General features: G+C 38.1%; 21 protein-coding genes. 14 read left to right on the top strand and 7 right to left on the bottom strand.

Going from position 1 to position 18,515, the window contains the following annotated elements; genetic code table 11:
* Positions 1-11: 11 nt before the first annotated feature.
* The gene (locus H6799_00190) at positions 12-653 is read right to left on the bottom strand and encodes a hypothetical protein (protein USN97516.1); all 642 of its coding nucleotides are present in this window, start codon (positions 651-653) and stop codon (positions 12-14) included.
* A 59-nt stretch (positions 654-712) separates the two neighbouring features.
* On the opposite strand from H6799_00190, the gene H6799_00195 reads away from it, so the two are divergent.
* The 4 genes from H6799_00195 (at position 713) to H6799_00210 (ending at position 5,225) form a co-directional block, all read left to right on the top strand.
* Positions 713-2,011, top strand: a complete 1,299-nt coding sequence (locus tag H6799_00195; protein ID USN97517.1) for a hypothetical protein — start codon at positions 713-715, stop codon at positions 2,009-2,011.
* A gap of 111 nt (positions 2,012-2,122) precedes the next feature.
* Positions 2,123-3,301, top strand: a complete 1,179-nt coding sequence (locus tag H6799_00200) for a sortase (GenBank protein ID USN97518.1) — start codon at positions 2,123-2,125, stop codon at positions 3,299-3,301.
* A gap of 37 nt (positions 3,302-3,338) precedes the next feature.
* Positions 3,339-4,007, top strand: a complete 669-nt coding sequence (locus H6799_00205) for a hypothetical protein (protein ID USN97519.1) — start codon at positions 3,339-3,341, stop codon at positions 4,005-4,007.
* Between the two features lie 24 nt (positions 4,008-4,031).
* On the top strand, positions 4,032-5,225 hold the full coding sequence (locus H6799_00210; protein USN97520.1) for an SMP-30/gluconolactonase/LRE family protein: 1,194 nt from the start codon (positions 4,032-4,034) through the stop codon (positions 5,223-5,225).
* A gap of 6 nt (positions 5,226-5,231) precedes the next feature.
* Here H6799_00210 and H6799_00215 read toward each other — a convergent pair whose 3' ends face one another.
* The 3 genes from H6799_00215 to H6799_00225 form a co-directional block, all read right to left on the bottom strand.
* The gene (locus tag H6799_00215) at positions 5,232-6,530 is read right to left on the bottom strand and encodes a DEAD/DEAH box helicase (GenBank protein USN97521.1); all 1,299 of its coding nucleotides are present in this window, start codon (positions 6,528-6,530) and stop codon (positions 5,232-5,234) included.
* A gap of 126 nt (positions 6,531-6,656) precedes the next feature.
* Complete coding sequence (locus tag H6799_00220) at positions 6,657-6,998, bottom strand: hypothetical protein (GenBank protein ID USN97522.1); 342 nt, start codon at positions 6,996-6,998, stop codon at positions 6,657-6,659.
* Between the two features lie 120 nt (positions 6,999-7,118).
* Positions 7,119-7,751, bottom strand: a complete 633-nt coding sequence (locus H6799_00225) for a hypothetical protein (protein ID USN97523.1) — start codon at positions 7,749-7,751, stop codon at positions 7,119-7,121.
* 204 nt (positions 7,752-7,955) lie between these two features.
* Here H6799_00225 and tig point away from each other — a divergent pair, with 204 nt between their 5' ends.
* The 8 genes from tig to lepA all read left to right on the top strand — a co-directional run bounded on the left by tig (position 7,956) and on the right by lepA (position 14,934).
* Positions 7,956-9,245, top strand: a complete 1,290-nt coding sequence (tig, locus tag H6799_00230) for a trigger factor (GenBank protein USN97524.1) — start codon at positions 7,956-7,958, stop codon at positions 9,243-9,245.
* A gap of 13 nt (positions 9,246-9,258) precedes the next feature.
* A complete protein-coding gene (locus tag H6799_00235; protein USN97525.1) occupies positions 9,259-9,558 on the top strand; it encodes a hypothetical protein in 300 nt (99 codons plus the stop codon).
* Positions 9,559-9,695: 137 nt separating this feature from the next.
* Positions 9,696-9,977, top strand: coding sequence for a hypothetical protein (locus H6799_00240; protein USN97526.1), 282 nt, complete (start codon positions 9,696-9,698; stop codon positions 9,975-9,977).
* 21 nt (positions 9,978-9,998) lie between these two features.
* Positions 9,999-10,214, top strand: coding sequence for a hypothetical protein (locus H6799_00245; GenBank protein ID USN97527.1), 216 nt, complete (start codon positions 9,999-10,001; stop codon positions 10,212-10,214).
* Position 10,215: 1 nt separating this feature from the next.
* Positions 10,216-10,794 carry a hypothetical protein gene (locus H6799_00250; GenBank protein ID USN97528.1) on the top strand — a complete coding sequence of 193 codons (579 nt, stop codon included), beginning with the start codon at positions 10,216-10,218 and terminating at the stop codon, positions 10,792-10,794.
* Positions 10,795-10,880: 86 nt separating this feature from the next.
* Positions 10,881-11,453, top strand: coding sequence for an ATP-dependent Clp protease proteolytic subunit (locus tag H6799_00255; protein ID USN97837.1), 573 nt, complete (start codon positions 10,881-10,883; stop codon positions 11,451-11,453).
* 85 nt (positions 11,454-11,538) lie between these two features.
* Positions 11,539-13,131 carry a murein biosynthesis integral membrane protein MurJ gene (gene murJ, locus H6799_00260; protein ID USN97529.1) on the top strand — a complete coding sequence of 531 codons (1,593 nt, stop codon included), beginning with the start codon at positions 11,539-11,541 and terminating at the stop codon, positions 13,129-13,131.
* A gap of 30 nt (positions 13,132-13,161) precedes the next feature.
* Entirely contained in the window at positions 13,162-14,934 is a 1,773-nt protein-coding gene (gene lepA / locus H6799_00265; GenBank protein ID USN97530.1) for an elongation factor 4, read from the top strand.
* A gap of 4 nt (positions 14,935-14,938) precedes the next feature.
* Here the strand turns inward: lepA and H6799_00270 are convergent, their stop codons facing one another.
* On the bottom strand, positions 14,939-15,409 hold the full coding sequence (locus H6799_00270; protein USN97531.1) for a peroxiredoxin: 471 nt from the start codon (positions 15,407-15,409) through the stop codon (positions 14,939-14,941).
* Between the two features lie 76 nt (positions 15,410-15,485).
* Here H6799_00270 and H6799_00275 point away from each other — a divergent pair, with 76 nt between their 5' ends.
* Complete coding sequence (locus H6799_00275; GenBank protein ID USN97532.1) at positions 15,486-16,094, top strand: PH domain-containing protein; 609 nt, start codon at positions 15,486-15,488, stop codon at positions 16,092-16,094.
* A 7-nt stretch (positions 16,095-16,101) separates the two neighbouring features.
* Positions 16,102-16,692, top strand: a complete 591-nt coding sequence (locus H6799_00280; protein USN97533.1) for a hypothetical protein — start codon at positions 16,102-16,104, stop codon at positions 16,690-16,692.
* On the opposite strand, the gene H6799_00285 is transcribed toward H6799_00280, so the two are convergent.
* Together H6799_00285 and H6799_00290 are read right to left on the bottom strand one after the other, a co-directional pair.
* Positions 16,638-18,044 carry an NAD(P)/FAD-dependent oxidoreductase gene (locus H6799_00285; protein ID USN97534.1) on the bottom strand — a complete coding sequence of 469 codons (1,407 nt, stop codon included), beginning with the start codon at positions 18,042-18,044 and terminating at the stop codon, positions 16,638-16,640. The genes H6799_00280 and H6799_00285 overlap by 55 nt on opposite strands.
* Before the next feature lie 111 nt (positions 18,045-18,155).
* Positions 18,156-18,380, bottom strand: a complete 225-nt coding sequence (locus H6799_00290) for a hypothetical protein (GenBank protein ID USN97535.1) — start codon at positions 18,378-18,380, stop codon at positions 18,156-18,158.
* Positions 18,381-18,515: the final 135 nt, after the last annotated feature.

Raw genomic sequence — 18,515 nt, forward strand, 5'->3', positions numbered from 1 at the left:
ATAGCTGTTAACTACATTATTGAACGGGCAACTTTAATAACCACATCCGCTACATTTATTTCCGTATTGTTTGAACTAAAAGTGAGAGTTATAACCTGTTTATCTTTGCGGAAAGTTAGTTGGTTTGAGCTCTTATTAAAATAAGCTTCATCCCCGATGTCACTAATGCTCACGCTTACATCTCCTTGCTTTACTGCCTGCAGAGACTTTGATGCCGAGTCGACGTCGTTTTTTTCTCTTAACAAGACTGATAACATTTCGTAACCTCCATCAGTTCCCCTGTACGTATATAAACAAGTAGAAGTTAAGGGCTTTTCTTCATCAGGCTTAAGACCACCAGTTTGCTTAAATTCTTTTTTGCGCAAAGCACTTAGAGCATCTTGTTCTAGGACCTTACAGGCTACATTCTTTGACCCGTCTGATAATTTATTAGTGTCTACTGCCAAAGAACCGCTTGAGGCTTTACCCTCTTTTGCCGTAATACTAGATTTATCATTTTCTCGTACTTTGACACCAAAAAATGTTCCGTATTTAACTAGACTTCTTATCTGAAATATAGAAGCCAAGGCAGCAAGAGTAATTAAAGCTATTAAAGCTCTCTTTTTTTGATTGTCTTTTTTTATAATACTGGCTATAGAGTTGTTGGTCTTCATTAGTTCGCTAGCTAAAAATTAGAACATTAAGAATACTATAGATGGTAGACTTAAGCTTAATGAAAACTATACTACATAAAGATATGGATAATAAGCTTGATGTTGATTTAGCAAAATTGTTGAGCGCAAAACAGCCTCTTTTTGATTTTACAATTGATGATTTAGAACACGTCACTAATAGGTCTAGTGTAAGTACAAATTTAGCAAATGAAATACAGCTTAAGTTTAGTAGATTTTGCAAGAATTATCTTGAAATTGATTGTGAGAAAAGTTCTGGCGAAGAGGTTTATAAAAAGTTAATGGAATTAATTTGGAATCAAAATGATTTAGTTTTAGAGAAATACTTGGGTTTAAGAAGAGATGCTAGTCTAGATGAAATAATTTCAGCCTGTGTAAATTTTGTTGAAAAAATGGAGCTTTCAAAATCAGTTTTTAGACTTAAAAAATCTAAAGCAAGAGAAATGATAAAAAAGAGTCCCCCAAAAAACATTTTGAAATTATTAAATTATAAAAATGTAGACGAGCTGTTGAAAAATGAGCGGCTAGACGAAGTTTATGGAGCGCTTAGATTTGCTGAAGGTGATGTCTGGCTTGATGAATTTAATAAACAATATAAAAACTTAACACCAGATGACTTTACACTTGGCAAAATTGAGCTTATAAAAATGCCACTTAAATGGGCACCACTTACAAAGAGTTTTATAGAAAAAAAGAAGCATAATGTTACTCATTTAAAAGAACTCGGTATTGTTATGGTATTAGAGACTGAAGACGAAAGTTTAAGGCATGGCTTAGTGCTAAAGGCTCTTCCATTAATAGTGCACTACTTTTACGAAGTCCATCTTTACTCAGTTTTCTTTAAGCTTAAGTCCAAAACTTTGAGTAACAAATCATTTGGAAAGATTTTAGCTGATACTATTTTGGCTGACCCTAAACTTAATATAAACTTTGGTGGTGAGCATATCCACTGGCGAGTTATACAAAGATACTTCGGTAAGCTTGATGACATAAAAAAACATCCTGAGATTTTTGAGCCTCACTTACAACCAGAAGATTTGCACTGGGATAAGGCTGAAGTTATGTTAGGAAAACATATACCAGAATTGATGATTTGGGAAGACTTAGACTACGTTGGAATTTTAAAAGATGATTTACCATTAAGCTTAAACTTGATGGATTTAACACTGAGCTTTGCTAATAAAAACAGATACAGGGAGCATCTTTTTTATCACTTCAGAGAAAGTCTTTGGAATGAGATATTTGCCCGATATATGTCTCAGGAAGTGCTTGAAGAAGAGCTACTCGCTAAACTTAATAATTCATTAATTAGACCTGAGAGAATTAAGTTTAATAAATAATTAATAGTGCTTGCTAGAACTGTGGTAGAATTTAGGCTTAAGAGATTAAACTTAAGGTGGAAAAGTAAGTTTATGATTACCCCTTAGTTTTTATATTGATAAGAACAAATAATGAGCAGAAGGAATCAACATTTTGGAATAGATCATTCGAGGCCAGATCCTGAGCCTGTTGGGCGCCCAAAAAAAGACAGTCATGAACTCAGTGTCGATGATCTACATAAGCGTGCGGCTGAAGAATATGCCAGACGTGGAGTAGAAAGAGTTTATGCTGAGCAGGCAAAAAAGCGTGCTAAGAATGGTGGGCAGGTTCAGCTTGATAAAGAGCAATTAGAGCATTACCATAAAAGCTGGCAAGAATATTGGCAGCAGTATTATCATCAGTATTACTCAGATTATTATGATAAATATTTTGGTGAAGTTAAGGGAAAAGTAGATGAGCATCATCAAAAAGCACAGGCCAAACTGGTTGAGATGTATCAAGACAACAAAAAACTTGTTAATCAAAAGAAGAGACTAGAAGATCCTGAGGCGATCAGAAGAGATTTAATTAACAGGGTGGTAGAAAGAGGAAAGGAAAGTAGCTTCTGGAGTAAAGCTCGTCGCCACGTAAGAGCTCTTTCTGCTGCTGCAACAGTTGTTTTTCTATTCTTATTTATCCAATTTAATCCTATAGTAGTGGGAGCCGTTAAGCAGTATCTTGGCCCGGCAGGATCGGCCAGTTTGCCGTCTATTATTGAGCCCTCAAGTAGCTCTAGTGTAAACAAAAATCCGACTATAATCATCCCGAAGATAGGTGTTAAGACTCCTGTCGTTTATGACGAACCAAGCCCATACAATGAACCGGTTCAAAAGGCTTTGGAGCGAGGTGTGGTTAGATACTGGAATACGGCAAGTCCTGGAGAAATTGGTAATGTGGCTATTTTGGGACACTCAAGCAATAACCTCTTAAATGCAGGTAAATATAAATATGTCTTTGTAAATTTAAAAAAGCTTCAGACTGATGATGTTATTTATTTGGATTATGAGGGAATTAGATATGCTTATAAAGTTACAGAAACAAAGATATTACCTCCAGAAGATTTAAGCTATATTCAGCCAACAGAAGTTCCAAGCGTTACATTAATTACTTGTGATCCTCCTGGAACTGCTCAAAAAAGGTTGTATATAAGAGCAATTCAGATATCGCCTGATCCAAGCTCAAACAAAAAAACTGAAAGAAGTAATCAGCTTGAAGAAGAGATTAAAGAAGTCCCGAATACCGCACCTAGTTTTTGGAGTAGATTCTTCTAGCTTAAAATATATTTCTCTAGGTGCTAAAATATAAGAGATGAGAAGGGTGGGCAAATCTCTTTATAAAAAGTTATCTAGATTTTTATATACAAGATTTAGACGTTATGCTACATGGCCAACATGGAGGTTATTTTTTAGCTCTTTATTTTTTTTAGTTATAGGAATATTCTTTTTAAGGTCAAACAATATCACCGCATTAGAGAAATATAGAGATGTTATTAAAGCAGATGAGAACAATGGGAGTGTTTATGAAAAGCTAAATGATTTACAAAGATATACCTTTGGGCATTTAAATAGTGGAGTAGAAAGACCTGTACAACTTGTAAATACTTATAACAGAGATGCAAATAAACTCTTTGATATTGCTCAAGCTAAGCTTAACGCTAGTGGACTCGGAGAAAAGGATGTATACCTTGAGGCTCAAAAAGCTTGTGAAGCCAAAGGCATCCCGATTACAGCTAGGGCGCAATGTGCTGCAGACTATGTATTAAGTAATAATCCAAGTATTAACGCAGAGCAGCTAAAGGTAAATTTACCAGATAAATCACTTTACTCTTTTACCTTTAGTAGCCCTCGCTGGGCTTGGGATGCTGCTGGAATAAGTTTATTTATATCTGTTTTATTCTTTTTAGGAGCGATATTCAGGATGCTATTAGCATGGTATTTGCGAAAGAGACTAGTAAAATGGGAATATAGATATAGTTAATACCTTAAACTTTTATTATTAGGCATGAAGAAATTTATTTTTATATTAATCTTAGGTGTAGCTTATATGGTATACCCACAAAGCAACACATTTGCCAGTAGGCAAATTGTATCCTACCCCACCCCCACTGCTACTAATGGCGTACTGTCTATGGCACGAGGAGATGATGGAAACATCTGGTTTACAATGCCATCAGAAAATAAATTAGGAAAGTCTACCATCACAGGCAGTATAGAAGAGTTTGATTTATCATCAAGCCCATCAGCAATAGCTTCCGGCTTAGATGGAAACATCTGGTTTACTCTAGGTGATGCAAAGAAAATCGCTAAAATATCTACACAGGGACAAATAACTGAGTATGACCTAAGTGGTCAAATAGGGTCAAGATCAACTTATGGTATCACTGCTGGATCAGATGGCAATATATGGGTGACTGCTCCCTCTTTAGATATCGGCTCATCTCCTGGAATGATCCTTAAGGTAAATACCTCTGGTACGGCAATTGATACCTATTACACTACAATTAGTCAGCAACCGGGAAGCATAATTTCTGGGCCAGAGGGAAATCTTTGGTTTACATTATGGCCATCTACGAATGGGGTAACCAACTACCTAGGGAGGATAACGACTGATGGTGCACAGACAAGATACCCGATTCCCTCCTATGGGGATGGTACCTCAGTACTTACAATTGGTCCCGACAGTAATATATGGTCGATCAGAATAAATAGTGCAAGCAATCCTTCGCTTTTAAGGACTATCACATCTTTAAATGGCGTAGAAGGGGACACTGTGGCTTTTGATCTTCCTAGCGATTCGATGGCTTTTTATGGTATCACTGCTGGATCAGATGGCAATATATGGGTGGCACTAACAGCACAGGGTAAGCTTGCAAGGTACGACTCTAACGGTATTTTAGTTGAAGAACTAGAAATGCCTAGTGGCTTAACACCTTACTCACTCATTAAAGGTCCTGATGACAGAATATGGATAGGAACGAGCGAAGGTTTGGCAAAAATAGAAGATACCCAAGGATCTGAGAGTTCAGATCCTTATGATACGCAACATTCTAACACAAATAATTCTACCCCAGCTGCGCCTAGAACAGGTAAAGTCGTTGGGGTTATTATCGCTATATCCTCCCTATTGGCTATGATAGCCGTAATTGCAAATGAAGCTAGGAAGTCTCACGGAATTAAAGAATCCTCTACTAAATAAGTGATTTTAATAACCAACTTCTACAAAAGTTAAGGCGTACCCTGTTTTACCAGCGCGCCCTGCACGACCAATTCTGTGGGTATAGTCTGCATAGGTTTGCGGAACAGTGTAGTTTACTACATGAGTGATATCTTTTACATCGATACCCCTTGCAGCGACGTCTGTCGCAACTAAAATATTAATCTCCGACTTCTTAAACTTATTGAGCGCTCTTTGACGCTGAACTTGAGTTTTAGCTCCATGTATCGCATCGGACTTAAATCCTCTCGAGTGAAGTTCTTTAGCAAGTTCTTCTACGGCTCTTTGAGTGTCATGGAAGATGATAGTTTTCTCGACAGTGTCTTGAATCAAGAGATCATGCAGTTTATCGATTTTCTCTCCCCTAACCCTATATTCAACGACGTCTTGATGAACATTATCACTCGTATCTCCAGTTTTAACAGATACTGTCACCGGGTCTTTAGCAAAAGTTTGGATTAAACTTTGGATACGTGGCTCCATTGTTGCAGAAAAGAAAAATGATTGTCTATCTTCGGCAAGCTCGCCCAAGATTGCGGTTACGTCATCGACAAAGCCCATATCGAGCATTCTGTCTACTTCATCTAGGACGATAATATTGAAATTTTTTGCCCTAAAGCTACCACGAGCAATATGATCTTTGACTCTACCAGGAGTTCCAATAACTACTTGTGGGTTGCCTCGAAGACTTCTAAGCTGTGGGGACATTGGTGTGCCACCAATTAATATAGCAGCTGCAAGCCCACTGCCTTTTGCAACTTTTCGGAATTCGTCATCAATTTGCTGGGCAAGCTCACGAGTTGGGGCAATTATCAAAGCTTTTGAGCTTCGGTCAGTCATTAGTTTATTTAAGACTGGGAGTCCAAATGCGACTGTTTTACCTGTACCTGTATTTGCGATACCAATGACATCTTTACCCTCGAGACCTAGCGGGATTGTTTGATCTTGTACTGGAGATGGAATTTCATAGCCATTGTTCTTTAAGTTAATTTTAAGTAAATCAACTACTTTAAAGTCAGCGAAGGTATGAGTAGGAGTGTAATCTTCTTGCTTAACAGGTGTAGCTTTTCTTACAAATTTAGCTGGATCTATATATTGACCCCTTCCCTGCTTTTTTGGACCTCGAGACCTACCAGAGCTATAGCCGCCTCGGCGTCTTCCTGACGAATATCCTCCCTCTCTCTTAGAACGACCGTACCCGCTGTACATGCCTCCACCAGGGTTATTTGATGTTTGGGTTTTTGCAGAGCTTTGGCGTCTGTGACCATAGTTTCCGTATCCGGACATAAAAAAGAATCCTCTTTAAGTTTATTTATATAGAACTAGTCGTCTTAGAAACGAAACCAGTCTTTAAACTTACCTAGGATTCACTTCTACTTATAACGATATTGTTGATTGTAGCACAACGTAATATCAACTGTCAAACCGGCCTTGGCACACCCTTACCGTAACATTCCCCCATGGATCAATTCCAACAACTTGACCACCTGCTCCTTCAATTCTAGAAATACCTTTACGTTCACGTGGTGTAGTTTTACTTAACCTAGCGTCAACTGGCCCTTTACAACTTTCGGGTATGAGCCCGGCTTCCCTAGCATCTTGAAAATATTTGAAAAATGCATTATTTAACGAAATGCCTTGAGCCACATGCGTGACTACGGCCCGCTGAACACAAACTCCTATTTCGGGGCACTTTCCCCAACATTCTTCATCAATTGATTCAGTAAAACCTCTTGCTTCTCCACTTTTTGTCATAATTAATGTAATATATTACATTACCTTCAGCTATGCAAGCATAGGCTTAGCAGCAAAAAAAGCCCGCCTGTTTTCAGCGGGTCTTATTTTCAGGGTCTTAATATGGGATGTGAGATAGGACTATTCGTCTCTTTGGTTTGATGACCTTATTAGGGTCACTGCCGCAAGGACTAGTAAAACTACAATAGCTATTACTACCCACCGGCGTGATGACATTTTATCATCTGATTTTTCTTCTGTTGTATTACTTGAGCTTTCTTCTTGAGCTTTCTGCTCTTCTGACTTTTTATCGGCTTCTACTTTTGCAGCAATTTCAGAAACTGTAGCTCGAACTTTGTCTTTAAGCTCTCCGTTTGTAATACTACCGTTGTCAGCATAGGCCTGCCATCTACTCTTTGCATCATCGCTAAGACCGGCAGCTTGTTCGGAATACTTTTGAACTGAATCTTTAGAGACTAGAACCTCTTGACCTACATATATTTGAGGAGATCCAGCATCTTGAGTTACCCAAGTCTCGGCAGCTGTGACTTGTGCTGCGTTAAGTTCAACACTTTCGGTATCAAGATCGTATCTAATGATACTTGCTCTAGCAAGCTCTGTGTAGCTATCTCCTGATTGGGCAGTGTAAACGTAATTACTCTCAGATTCTGCTTGAGTTGCTGCTGATGTTTTTGTTGCCGTTGTTAAGCTTAGGGCAAGTAGTGATAACCCAAAAGCAAAGGTTAGAATTAAAGTTTTTTTGAATATCTTCATGGGAGTAATTTCCTTATTAATATTAATTAAAAAATTAAAAGTAAAGAGACTCCACCATGTCTACTCTTCTCTTACTTGATGTATCTAATCATTTTGCACCCAATTAAACTTAAGTGCAATGGAATTGATGTTTTCGTGGTAAAAGTCACCTTTTTCGCTTATGCATGAACTACGGCTAACAGCTATGCTAGAATTAAGGGTCTTATGAAACTTACAATAAATTACGATAAAAACAGTGCAATCAAATTTAAGGTTTTAGCAGAACTAGACGCTAAAGACTTGTCTAAACAAAAAAATAGAGCGATTAAAAAAATGGGAGACGGTGTTAAGATACCTGGCTTTAGGTCTGGTACTGCGCCTGCCAAACTCATAGAAGAACGACTGGATGAGAATCAAGTTAGGAATGAGGTCGCAAGCGGATGTATCGATGTTGCTTTTGCGGCCCTAATAAAAGAATTTAATTTAGATATTATTGGTACTCCTAAACTTGAAATTAGAGATCTAGTTGATGGAGAAAAGATGGCAATTGAGTTTATAGGGAATATTAAACCAGAGATTACTTTGCCAGATTATGCTAAGTGGCCAAAAGTTAAGATTAACTCTAAGGTGGACCTAAAAGAGATTGATCTTACTCTAGAGCAACTTCGAGAGAACATGGCTCAAAGTGAAGATGTAGATAGGGCTGCAAAAAATGGCGACAAAGTTTGGTTAGATTTTGACGGCCGAGATGAAAACGGAGAAAAGATCCCAGGTGCCCAGAGCAATAATTATCCTCTGATTTTAGGCTCAAGAAGTTTTATACCTGGGTTTGAAGAAGAGGTTGTTGGATTAAAAGCTGGAGACGAAAAAGAGTTCAAGATCACTTTTCCTAAAGATTATCACGCAAAAAGTTTACAGAATAAGAAAGTAGTTTTTAAGATTAAAATTCAAAAAGTAACTGAGCTTAAAAAACCAGAGCTAAATGATGAGTTTGCCAAAAAAATTGGTGGGTTTGATACTTTAGAAGCTCTCAGAAAAGATATTGAAATTGGCTTAACAGAACGGGCCGAGCGAGATGCAAAAGAAGATACAAAAGACAAATTAGCTGAAAAGTTAGGCGAAGAGACAAAAATGGAGATCCCAGATGTTTTAGTAGATGAGAACATTGAGGCAGGCCTTCATAATGCAAAACACCAAGCTGAAAGCTCGGGGAAGAAATGGGAAGATTTTGTAAAAGAGAGCGGATTTAAAGATGAAGAGGAATTGATTGCTAAAGAAGCTCGACCTCAAGCAGAAAAACAAGTAAAGATAAGCTTAGCGCTAAGAGCTTTAGCAGAAAAAGAGAAATTAGAAGTTACAAAAGAAGAACTTAGTGAATATACATCTGTTTTGTTACAGCAATACACAAATCCTCAGGCTCAAACTCAAATTATGAGTGAGAATGAACAGGCGAGAATCGAAGGTAGACTTCTTGCAGACAAAGTACTAAACTTTTTGCTAAGTAAAGTAAGTTAAAGTAAGTAGAGTTATGAATGAGGGACAAGGAGGCCTTGGAAGCGCAGTTAGTGATAGGTACCTTTACAGCGCGCCGCCAGAAGACCTAGGATTTACTAAATATTTATGTGATAGAGCTAGGGATCTAAAATCACCAAAGGTTCTTAATCACTCTCTTGCATTGTGTGGATCTATAGCGACTATTTTTGCAGCAAAAAGCGATAGACTACCTAAACCTATTAAAGTTTTAGCTATAGGCGCCAGCGCGGCAGTTGCACTGGCTGGATTTTCAGAAATAGAGAATGCACATCGTGCCGAAGAGGCCCTAAAATAAGCAGCCGTAGAAGATGTTGGTAGATTCTTAGAGCGCTAGATTGTCTGATTTAATTTTGATAAAAAGCTTATGCTGGATTTACTTACTACAAAGTACTAAACTTTTTGCTAAGTATAAAGTCTTAAATTATTAAAATTATGGAAACAACAATGATGCTTCATAAACAACCTTCTGTAAGTGAAATTATTAGAGAAAAAAGGAGAGAGAACACTTTAAAAGGGTTCAAAATGTTCGGCATTGGCACATTAGCAGTTGCCGCAAGTAGTGTATTGCCAAAATTTGTCCCCTCTCAAGTAAAAGCATCATGCTATGTTGGTGGTGCTCTTACTGCACTTGTCGGTGCCGCTGATGTTATTGGTGAAGCCAAACTTCTACTTGAAGAAAAAGATTGGCTTAATGCGCCTAGAGAAGTTTTTTAATACTGTTAAAATAAAGCTTTTATGGATATTCTCAAATCACTGCTAGCCAATGGTGAAGATGGATGCTCGGTAAGGTTAAATGATGCTATTTGTGCTCATGGGCTTGCACTTGCTGCCCTAGGGCTTGCTGCAAGTATTAATAAAATTCCTAATCCAGTAAGGATAGCTTCGGGAATGATAGCAATCCCAATAGCAGCAAACCTGGCCTATATAGTGAGAGGTGGTTTAAAAGATTAAGATGACTTACATCCCTAGAAGGCTAAGACCACTTATTATAACACCCAGAGGGAAGTTAGATGAGGATATTACTTTAGCTGAACTTGATAGGGAGATGGATAATCACTTGGATGAGAACGCTAGTATACTATTGCCCGTAACTGGCCTATTGAGAAGGTGTAGTAAAGTTCTACCAAGAGAAGTAAGGCCAAAATCAATGCTTGAGATCGGATTAGGATTTCTAGCTTTATCCAATGTGACAAGTATAAAAACTCGATCAAGGATTTTAGTGGGACTTATTGGGACTGGGGCGATTGCGCTTGCTTGGGATGCTAAATGCTTAGAAGAAACAGAACTTGAAGAAGGGGTGGTCATTAAAGAAGGGGTGCCTAGAGATGAAGCCCCGTTAACATCGAAAGACTGGAGGAATATGTCGACTATGCTGGGCTTAGCTAGTATATATGGTGACGCCATTGGCTTAAGTCCAACAAAACGAGCTCTAGCATTTGGAGGTTCTATAGGAGCGAGCTTTATGGCAGGCTTAGTAGCTCCCCAAGAAGTCGATGTGGTGGCGCTTGAAGCAGCGCGTACTATATATTAGTAATCTTGAATTACTAGCAATCTCTTTAATAGAGTGCTAAAATAACAGATTAGTTATTTGAGTTTTTTTGTTTATTTATGTCTTATTTGATTCCTACTGTGATTGAGCCGACACATCAAGGCGAGAGAGCGTTTGATATTTATTCTCGACTTTTGAGAGATAGGATAATTTTTGTGCCTGAAATTAATCAAGATACTGCTAATCTAATTGTTGCCCAGCTTCTTTTTTTGCAGTCAGAAGATAGTAAAAAGCCAATACAGATGTATATAAATTCTCCTGGTGGATCAATCACAGCAGGTTTAGCAATTATTGACACAATGCATCATATTAAGCCAGAGGTTCACACAATTTGTATTGGCGTTGCCGCTAGTATGGGGGCAGTTATTTTATCTCAAGGAGCAAAAGGTAAAAGGTTTGCTCTACCTCATAGTGAAGTAATGATCCACCAGGCTTCTGGAGGTGTAGAAGGGCAAGCCAGCAATATAGTTATTACTGCAGAGTTTATTATCAAGTTACAGAACAAGCTATATAAATTACTTGCAGAAAGCACTAGTAGAACTACTGAGCAGATAGAAAAAGATGCTGATCGTGATTACTGGATGAGTGCTGATGTGGCTTTAAAATATGGGGTTATTGATGAGATCATAGATAAAGCTTAATTAGACTGAACTACGATTATTATTTTTGTTATAATTTAGGCTTAATAGTCTACCAAGATAAGTTAGGCTTGAATTTAAAATAAAAATGCCGGTAAGAAAGATAGCTAAAAAAGCCAGTGGGAGGATAAATGTTGGTCCTGCGGCTGCTCTCCTTGCGGCTAGTGCGTTACTTGGGAATCTGCTGGGGTTACTCAGAGAGAGATTGATTATTGCTAACTTTGGATTTAGTATCCAAACTGATGCTTATCGAGCTGCATTTGCCTTGCCAGATTTTATGTATTTTGCCCTAATTGCTGGAGTGCTTAGTGTTAGCTTTATACCTGTTTTTAGCCAAAGATATCATGGAGGTAACAAAAAAAGTGCTTGGGAGGTTACAAGTAGCTTATTAAACTTAATTGGAATTGCTTCGGCTGTAATCGGAGTGTTTGTGCTAATTTTTGCCGGACCAATTTTAAGAAACTTAATTGCCCCAGGGCTTGATCCTGAAACTCAGTTCTTAGCTGTAAGTATGATGCGTATCTTTGCTATAAACCCTATTTTGTTTGGTATAAGTTCAGTCTTAACTTCTGTGCAGCAAGCTAAGGGGAGATTTTTGTTCTATGCAATAGCTCCAATAATGTATAGTATGGGTATTATTTTTGGAACATTAGTTCTCGCTCCAAGATTAGGGATCATGGGTGTAGCGTATGGTGTGGTTATTGGAGCGATATCTCAACTTGTAATAGTGGCATTAGGCTTAAGAGGACAAGGAGTTGTTTATAGCCCTAATATTTTCTGGAAGAATCGTGGTTTTAAAGATGTACTTAAAACTGCGCCAATAAGAAGCATTGATCAGGGAATTGACTATTTAATTACTCTTATCGAACTTAACCGAGCCTCAGTTTTAGCGGTAGGATCAATTGCAACTTACAGTGCGGCAATACAACTATTTAATGTGCCGGTTGGGATTGTGGGGATGGCAATATCTACGGCTGCCTTCCCTAAAATGAGCGAAAGACTAGGTCAGGGTCGACCAGATCTTTTTAAGAAAGAGCTGCAACAAACTGTGAGAGTAATGTTCTGGTTAGCTGTGCCGGCAGCAATTTTAACATTCTTCTGTAGGGGATATTTAGCAAGAATTCTAGCAAGTAGAGGGGAGCCTGTTGTGGCGGCAGTGCTTGGAGTGTTGGCAATATTAGTTATCTTTAAAGTTTTATATCACATTTTAGCTCGTGCTTTTTACGCTCAACAAGACACTAGAACACCACTTAAGGTGTCTATATTAACCTTAATATTGAGCATTGTGTTGATCTTCTGGTTATCAAGTCAGGATAGATATGGCTTGGTTGGTCTAGCAATGGCTTCGGCAATATCTGGCACTATTGAAGTTGTTGCGATGTCTTTATTGCTTAACAAGAAACTTCATGGAGGATTTTTGAACAAAGGCTTGTTCGAACCGTTACCGAGAATTTTAGCAATTGGTGGAGCAACAGCTTTTACGACATATATCATGGTAAATCTTTTACCAGTTAGTGCCAATGATCAGGGATTTTTCCCGCTTATACCTAAGTTTTTAACAATATGTTTAGTTAGCGGGATATTCTATGTATCTCTTAGCTATATTGCAAAACTACAAGAAATCAAACCTTTTGTAGATAAAGTAATTAAACTAGGTAAAAAACCAGTTATTGTCCAATAGCTTTTTCTCCTCTGTTATAATTAAACTTAGATGGAAATTAGAAACTTTTGTATTATTGCCCATATTGATCATGGAAAGAGCACTCTTGCCGATAGAATGCTGGAGATAACGGGCACTGTCCAAAAACGAGAGATGAAGGCTCAGCTTCTCGACAGAATGGATCTTGAGCGCGAAAAAGGGATTACCATTAAGCTGGCTCCTGTGCAGATGCAATGGAAGGATCACGAGTTAAACTTAATTGATACTCCTGGGCATGTTGACTTTACCTATGAAGTCAGCAGGAGTTTAGCAGCATGCGAAGGTGCAATATTAGTCGTTGATGCTACGCAAGGTATTCAAGCTCAAACTCTAGCTAATTTATATTTAGCAATGGAGGCTGATTTAAAAATTGTACCAGTACTTAATAAAATTGATCTCCCTGCAGCTAATCCGGAAAGAGTTAGTGAGGAGGTTATTAGATTAATTGGATGCAAGAAAGAAGACATTTTATTAACCTCTGCCAAAACTGGAGAAGGGGTTGAAGAAGTTTTAGATGCTGTTGTACATCGAGTCCCGGCACCAAAAGTTGAAGTAGACAGTAAGCTTAGAGCTCTTATTTTTGATAGCTATTATGATGACTACCGTGGAGTAGTTTTATATGTGCGAGTGTTTGATGGTGAACTTAATGCATCTTCTGAGATCAAAATGATGGCATCAGGAGCAAATGGGATTGCTCTAGAAGTGGGCTTCCTAAATCCCGTTTTTAATAAAAAGAAGGTACTGACAACTGGAGAAATAGGATATATGGTAACCAACTTAAAAAGTACTAGTGAGGCGCGAGTTGGAGATACCATCACTCTCGTTAAATCTCCTGCAACAGAAGTTTTGCCAGGCTATAAAGAAGTAACTCCTTTTGTGTATGCAGGTATTTTCCCGCCAAGCAATGAGTATTACCCTCAACTTAAAGAAGCTCTAGAGAGGTTAAGCTTAAGTGATGCTGCTTTAAAATTCTCACCGGAAAATAGCAAGGTTTTAGGGTTTGGTTTTAGGGTAGGATTCTTAGGCCTACTACATTTAGAAATTATAAAAGAAAGAATTGAACGAGAATATGATTTAGACGTCATTATTACTAATCCTGGTACTGACTATAAGGTTTTATTGACTAATGGCGAGATGATCGAAGTGCAGAGTGCCGCTGATTTACCAGAAGCTCAAAAGATTGAAGCTATTGAGGAGCCCTGGGTTAGGGCGGAGGCATTAACTCCCAAAAGCTATTTGGGTGGAGTTATAGATCTAATCTTAAAGATCAGAGGAATCCAAGGTAATATGGAGTTCGTCGACGAGAACCTAACTATTGTTCACTTTAGGGCCCCTCTTGCTACATTGCTAACAGATTTTTATGATCAGCTTAAAAGCGTAACCAGTGGATACGGGAGCTTAAATTATGAGCTTGATGGCTATCAAGTAGAGGATTTAGTTAAAGTAGATTTTTACGTTGCGGGTGAGAAGGTTGATGCACTAAGCTTAATCTCTCATAAATCAAGTGCAGCTAGCTTAGGAAGAGAAGTTGTAGCAAGACTAAAGGATATTATTCCACGCCAGATGTTTAAGGTTAGTTTACAGGCTGCTATTGGTGGTAAATTTATTGCTAGAGAAGATCTTTCAGCAATGAGAAAAAACGTAACAGGACATCTATATGGTGGTGACGTTAGTAGGAAGAAGAAGCTTTTGCAGAAACAAGCAAAAGGTAAAGAGAGAATGAAAAAGTTCGGTAAAGTTGAGATCCCTAATGATACTTTTGCGGTACTACTGAAAAAAGATTAGGGAGTTATTTATTATAAGTTTCAATTTGGCTTTTAAGCTCGGCAATAACTTGTTCTCCATGACCTAGAGGAGTAACTCTGCCGTAAGTTCTTACTATTTTACCTTCTGGCGAGATTATAAAAGTCTTCCTGAGAATTCCAACTTTACCGAACATTTTAGGACCCCATGCTCCATAGGCTTCAATTGTTTTACCTGATGGATCAGAAAGGAGAGTAAAGTTTAGTTTATACTTAGCCTTAAATTTGAGATGTGAATCTTGGTCGTCTTTGCTTATTCCAACCACATTTGCACCTAGAGATATTAACTCATCATTTGCATCTCTTAGGGAGCATGCCTCAACGGTGCAGCCTGGAGTATCATCTTTTGGATAGAAATAGAGAATTAACCATTCGCCGGAGAAATCTTTAAGTGATCTTTGATTTCCATCTTGATCTTCAAGCTTAAAGTCTGGTGCTTTTTTTGATTCTTCACTCATTTACTTAATACTATAGCATTAATGCAAATTAAACAGCTCCGAAGAAGTTATTTTTTATGTTAAACTTAAGGGTAGTATGACTGAAGTTAGCACAGATACACAATCCAAAAAGCTTCCATTTAATCTAACTCAGAATGAATTTGTTATTAGAGAATTTCCGAGAAGTAAGCTTCCGTATTTATTAATTACGACTATTACAGCTATTAGTGCCGGCTTCTTCTTTTTATCTTATATTGATATGGTAACGGGTGGTAATGGCTGGATAAGAAGAACGACCGGAATTAGTGTTGAGACGGCCAAAGAAGTATCCCCTATCCTTGCAGTATTAAGTTTTACTATGTTGCTTTCTGGAGCAATTGCTGCATATATCTATTCGGCAAATAGAATGTTTTTAACAAATGAGCATATTGTCAGAATTAAACAAGATGGGCTAGTAGCTACCGACAAGAAAGTAATCAGCCATTTAAATATTGAAGATATTAAAGCAAGGCAAAACTTTATTGGATCAATTTTTGGATACGGACTATTAGTAATGAGTACAGAGGGTCAGAATGCGACATATGAGATTAACTTTATTAAACAGCCATTCGAGCAAGTAACTATGGCGACTGACGTTAGGGATGAATATCAGCAGTCAGTAGTTGATAGTGGTGGTAGAGCAATTCCGTTAGCAGAGAAAAGGTAGACAAAAAGTGTTAGTAATTAGCGAATCAATTGCTGGAAGAAGAGTAATGAGCATCCATGCCGGAGCTCCAATTGCTAGTATTAATGAGGCGATTATTGATCCATCAAACTTAAAGATATCTGCTTTTTCTGTGTACTCTCAAAATTTACAATTCTTCTCTGTAGTGCATAGTTCTGACATTAGAGAATGGAGTAACTTAGGGCTTGTTATTAATTCAGAGGATGACGTAATGGAAGTTGACGACAACATGCCAAAAATAAAGAAGCTAGTTGAATCAAAATTCAAACTCGACGGAATTAATGTTCGGACTTCTTCTGGTAAAAGAATAGGTAAAGTAAAAAACTATGTTTTTGAAACTGACGGATATTTTATAGTCAAACTATATGTAGAAAAGACTGTAATTCTTAGTCTGTTTAGTCAGCCCTTAATTATTGGGCGAGATGCTGTTATTAACGTAACTGATAAATACATTGTTATTTCTGATGAATCTGCGAAAGTTAGGGTTAAAAGAAATAAGGAAGCTGTCGATTATGGCTTTAGCGCTCAAAGTTCAGAAGCTGCTAATGATATAGCTTCTGACCAGGTTGGGAAGACTTGAGTAAGATCAGCCAGTTGATGAGCTGTAGCTTTTAATCTTACCGCTAGAGCTAACGAAGAAATTTGCTCTGACGAGCTTGGGCCGACTAGGCAAGCACCTAAGATTATCTTAGAACTTGGATCTGCCCAAAGCTTAACAAAACCGTCTAAATCATCTTCTAATTTAGAGCGAGTGACTTCAGAAAGTTTTACATACGACGATATGAATTTAATACCCCTCTTTTTTAAAGACACAGTTGATTCTCCGACTTTGGCTACTTCTGGGAAAGTAAAAATACAACTTGGAGTCACGGCATGATCAACGCTAGCTAAATTTTTCTTTACTGGTCTTAAGATATTAAATGCTGCAATACTTGCTTGCTGAATGGCGGTCGAAGTAAGTCTATACGGTCCTGTAGTATCACCGATTGCATAGATATGGCTTTGCTCTGTTTGACAATGAGAATTAGTCTTAATGAGTCCGCTTTCGCAGTGTATGCCTGCATTACCAAGACCGTCTCCCCCATCACGCATTTTCTTACCGGCTGCAACCATAATAGAATCTGTTTTTAACTCTATTTGACCGTCTTTGGGGCAAATTAACTCAACTTCTTTTAGATTACCAGTTGAGCTAGGATGAGCAGCGACTACTCTTGCCCGTAGATATACTTTTACACCTATCTTTTCGAAGTTTTTTTGTAATGCTTCTGAGGCTTCTGGTTCTTGATCAGAAACTAATCTTTCGGCACACTCGACAATATTAACCTTAGCTCCAGTTGCACTTAGTACTTGAGCATACTCGCATCCTACTGCTCCACCTCCGATTATTGTTACAGAACGAGGTGCTTTTTCTTTTATCTTGGTTAAAAAGTTTTTGTAAGTTAAATAATCAAGGCCATCGAGGCCAGGGATATTTGGTATTGCTACCTCTCCACCAGTAGCTATTATAAAGTTATGGGCACTGTACTTTTCTCCGCCAACATCGATATATCTGTTGTCTAGAAAATATGCTCGTCCTTCTAATACTGTTATGCCAAGCTTCTTAAACTCAGCCCCAAGTTCATTGGCACCGGTTTTGGAGATATTATTTTCTGCAAGTGAGACTAGTTTATTTATTCTCAACTTTAATAGCCCAGCATTTGTAATAGCCTTTTGGTTTTTAACTGAACGAAAAAGATGGGCTGCTGCAAGCATTGACTTTGTAGGTACGCACCCATAGTTTAAGCATTCTCCACCCAGTCTTTCTGCCTCAACAATAGCGACTCGCTGACCCCCATGAGCTAAAAGCTCAGCGGCCGTTGAGCCAGCTGGGCCTGATCCGATAATAATTGTATCAAAATTATATTCTGCTGCACTTACTTGTTTCTTTGCCACCCTAAAGAATCGTTAGCCCCTGTTTAATAGTCTATGTACTTGCTTAAAATTATAGCATAAGCAAAATACCTTGCTAGATGGCAAGGTATTTTATCTAAGCTTAAGTTAAACTTAAGCTTTCTTTAGGTAAACGAAACCGTTACGTGCAGACTCTTCTACTTTGTAACCTGCTGGTACCTCTGGTACTACTTTTTCGCCTTCTCCTAGAGAACGATCAGCTTCTTTTGAGAAGAAGTAGATGCTTCTTGGAGCTTTTGCGCCACGTAATTGAACGCCTTCTTTTGTGTAAAGGTAGTAAGTTACTCCTTTTGAGTTTGTGTAGCTAAATGTTGCCATAAACTTTAAAATCCCTAACTGTTAAATTAACTTCAGTAATTTTGAGCTTATACCAGCTCAAGGGATGAGTCAACACTTGACTTGCACTTAACTTAACAACACCCCTGTTAATGCTTATGCTAACAGCTAAGCTTT

The organism is Candidatus Nomurabacteria bacterium (assembly GCA_023898665.1).
Classification (GTDB): domain Bacteria; phylum Patescibacteriota; class Saccharimonadia; order Saccharimonadales; family HK-STAS-PATE-42; genus HK-STAS-PATE-42.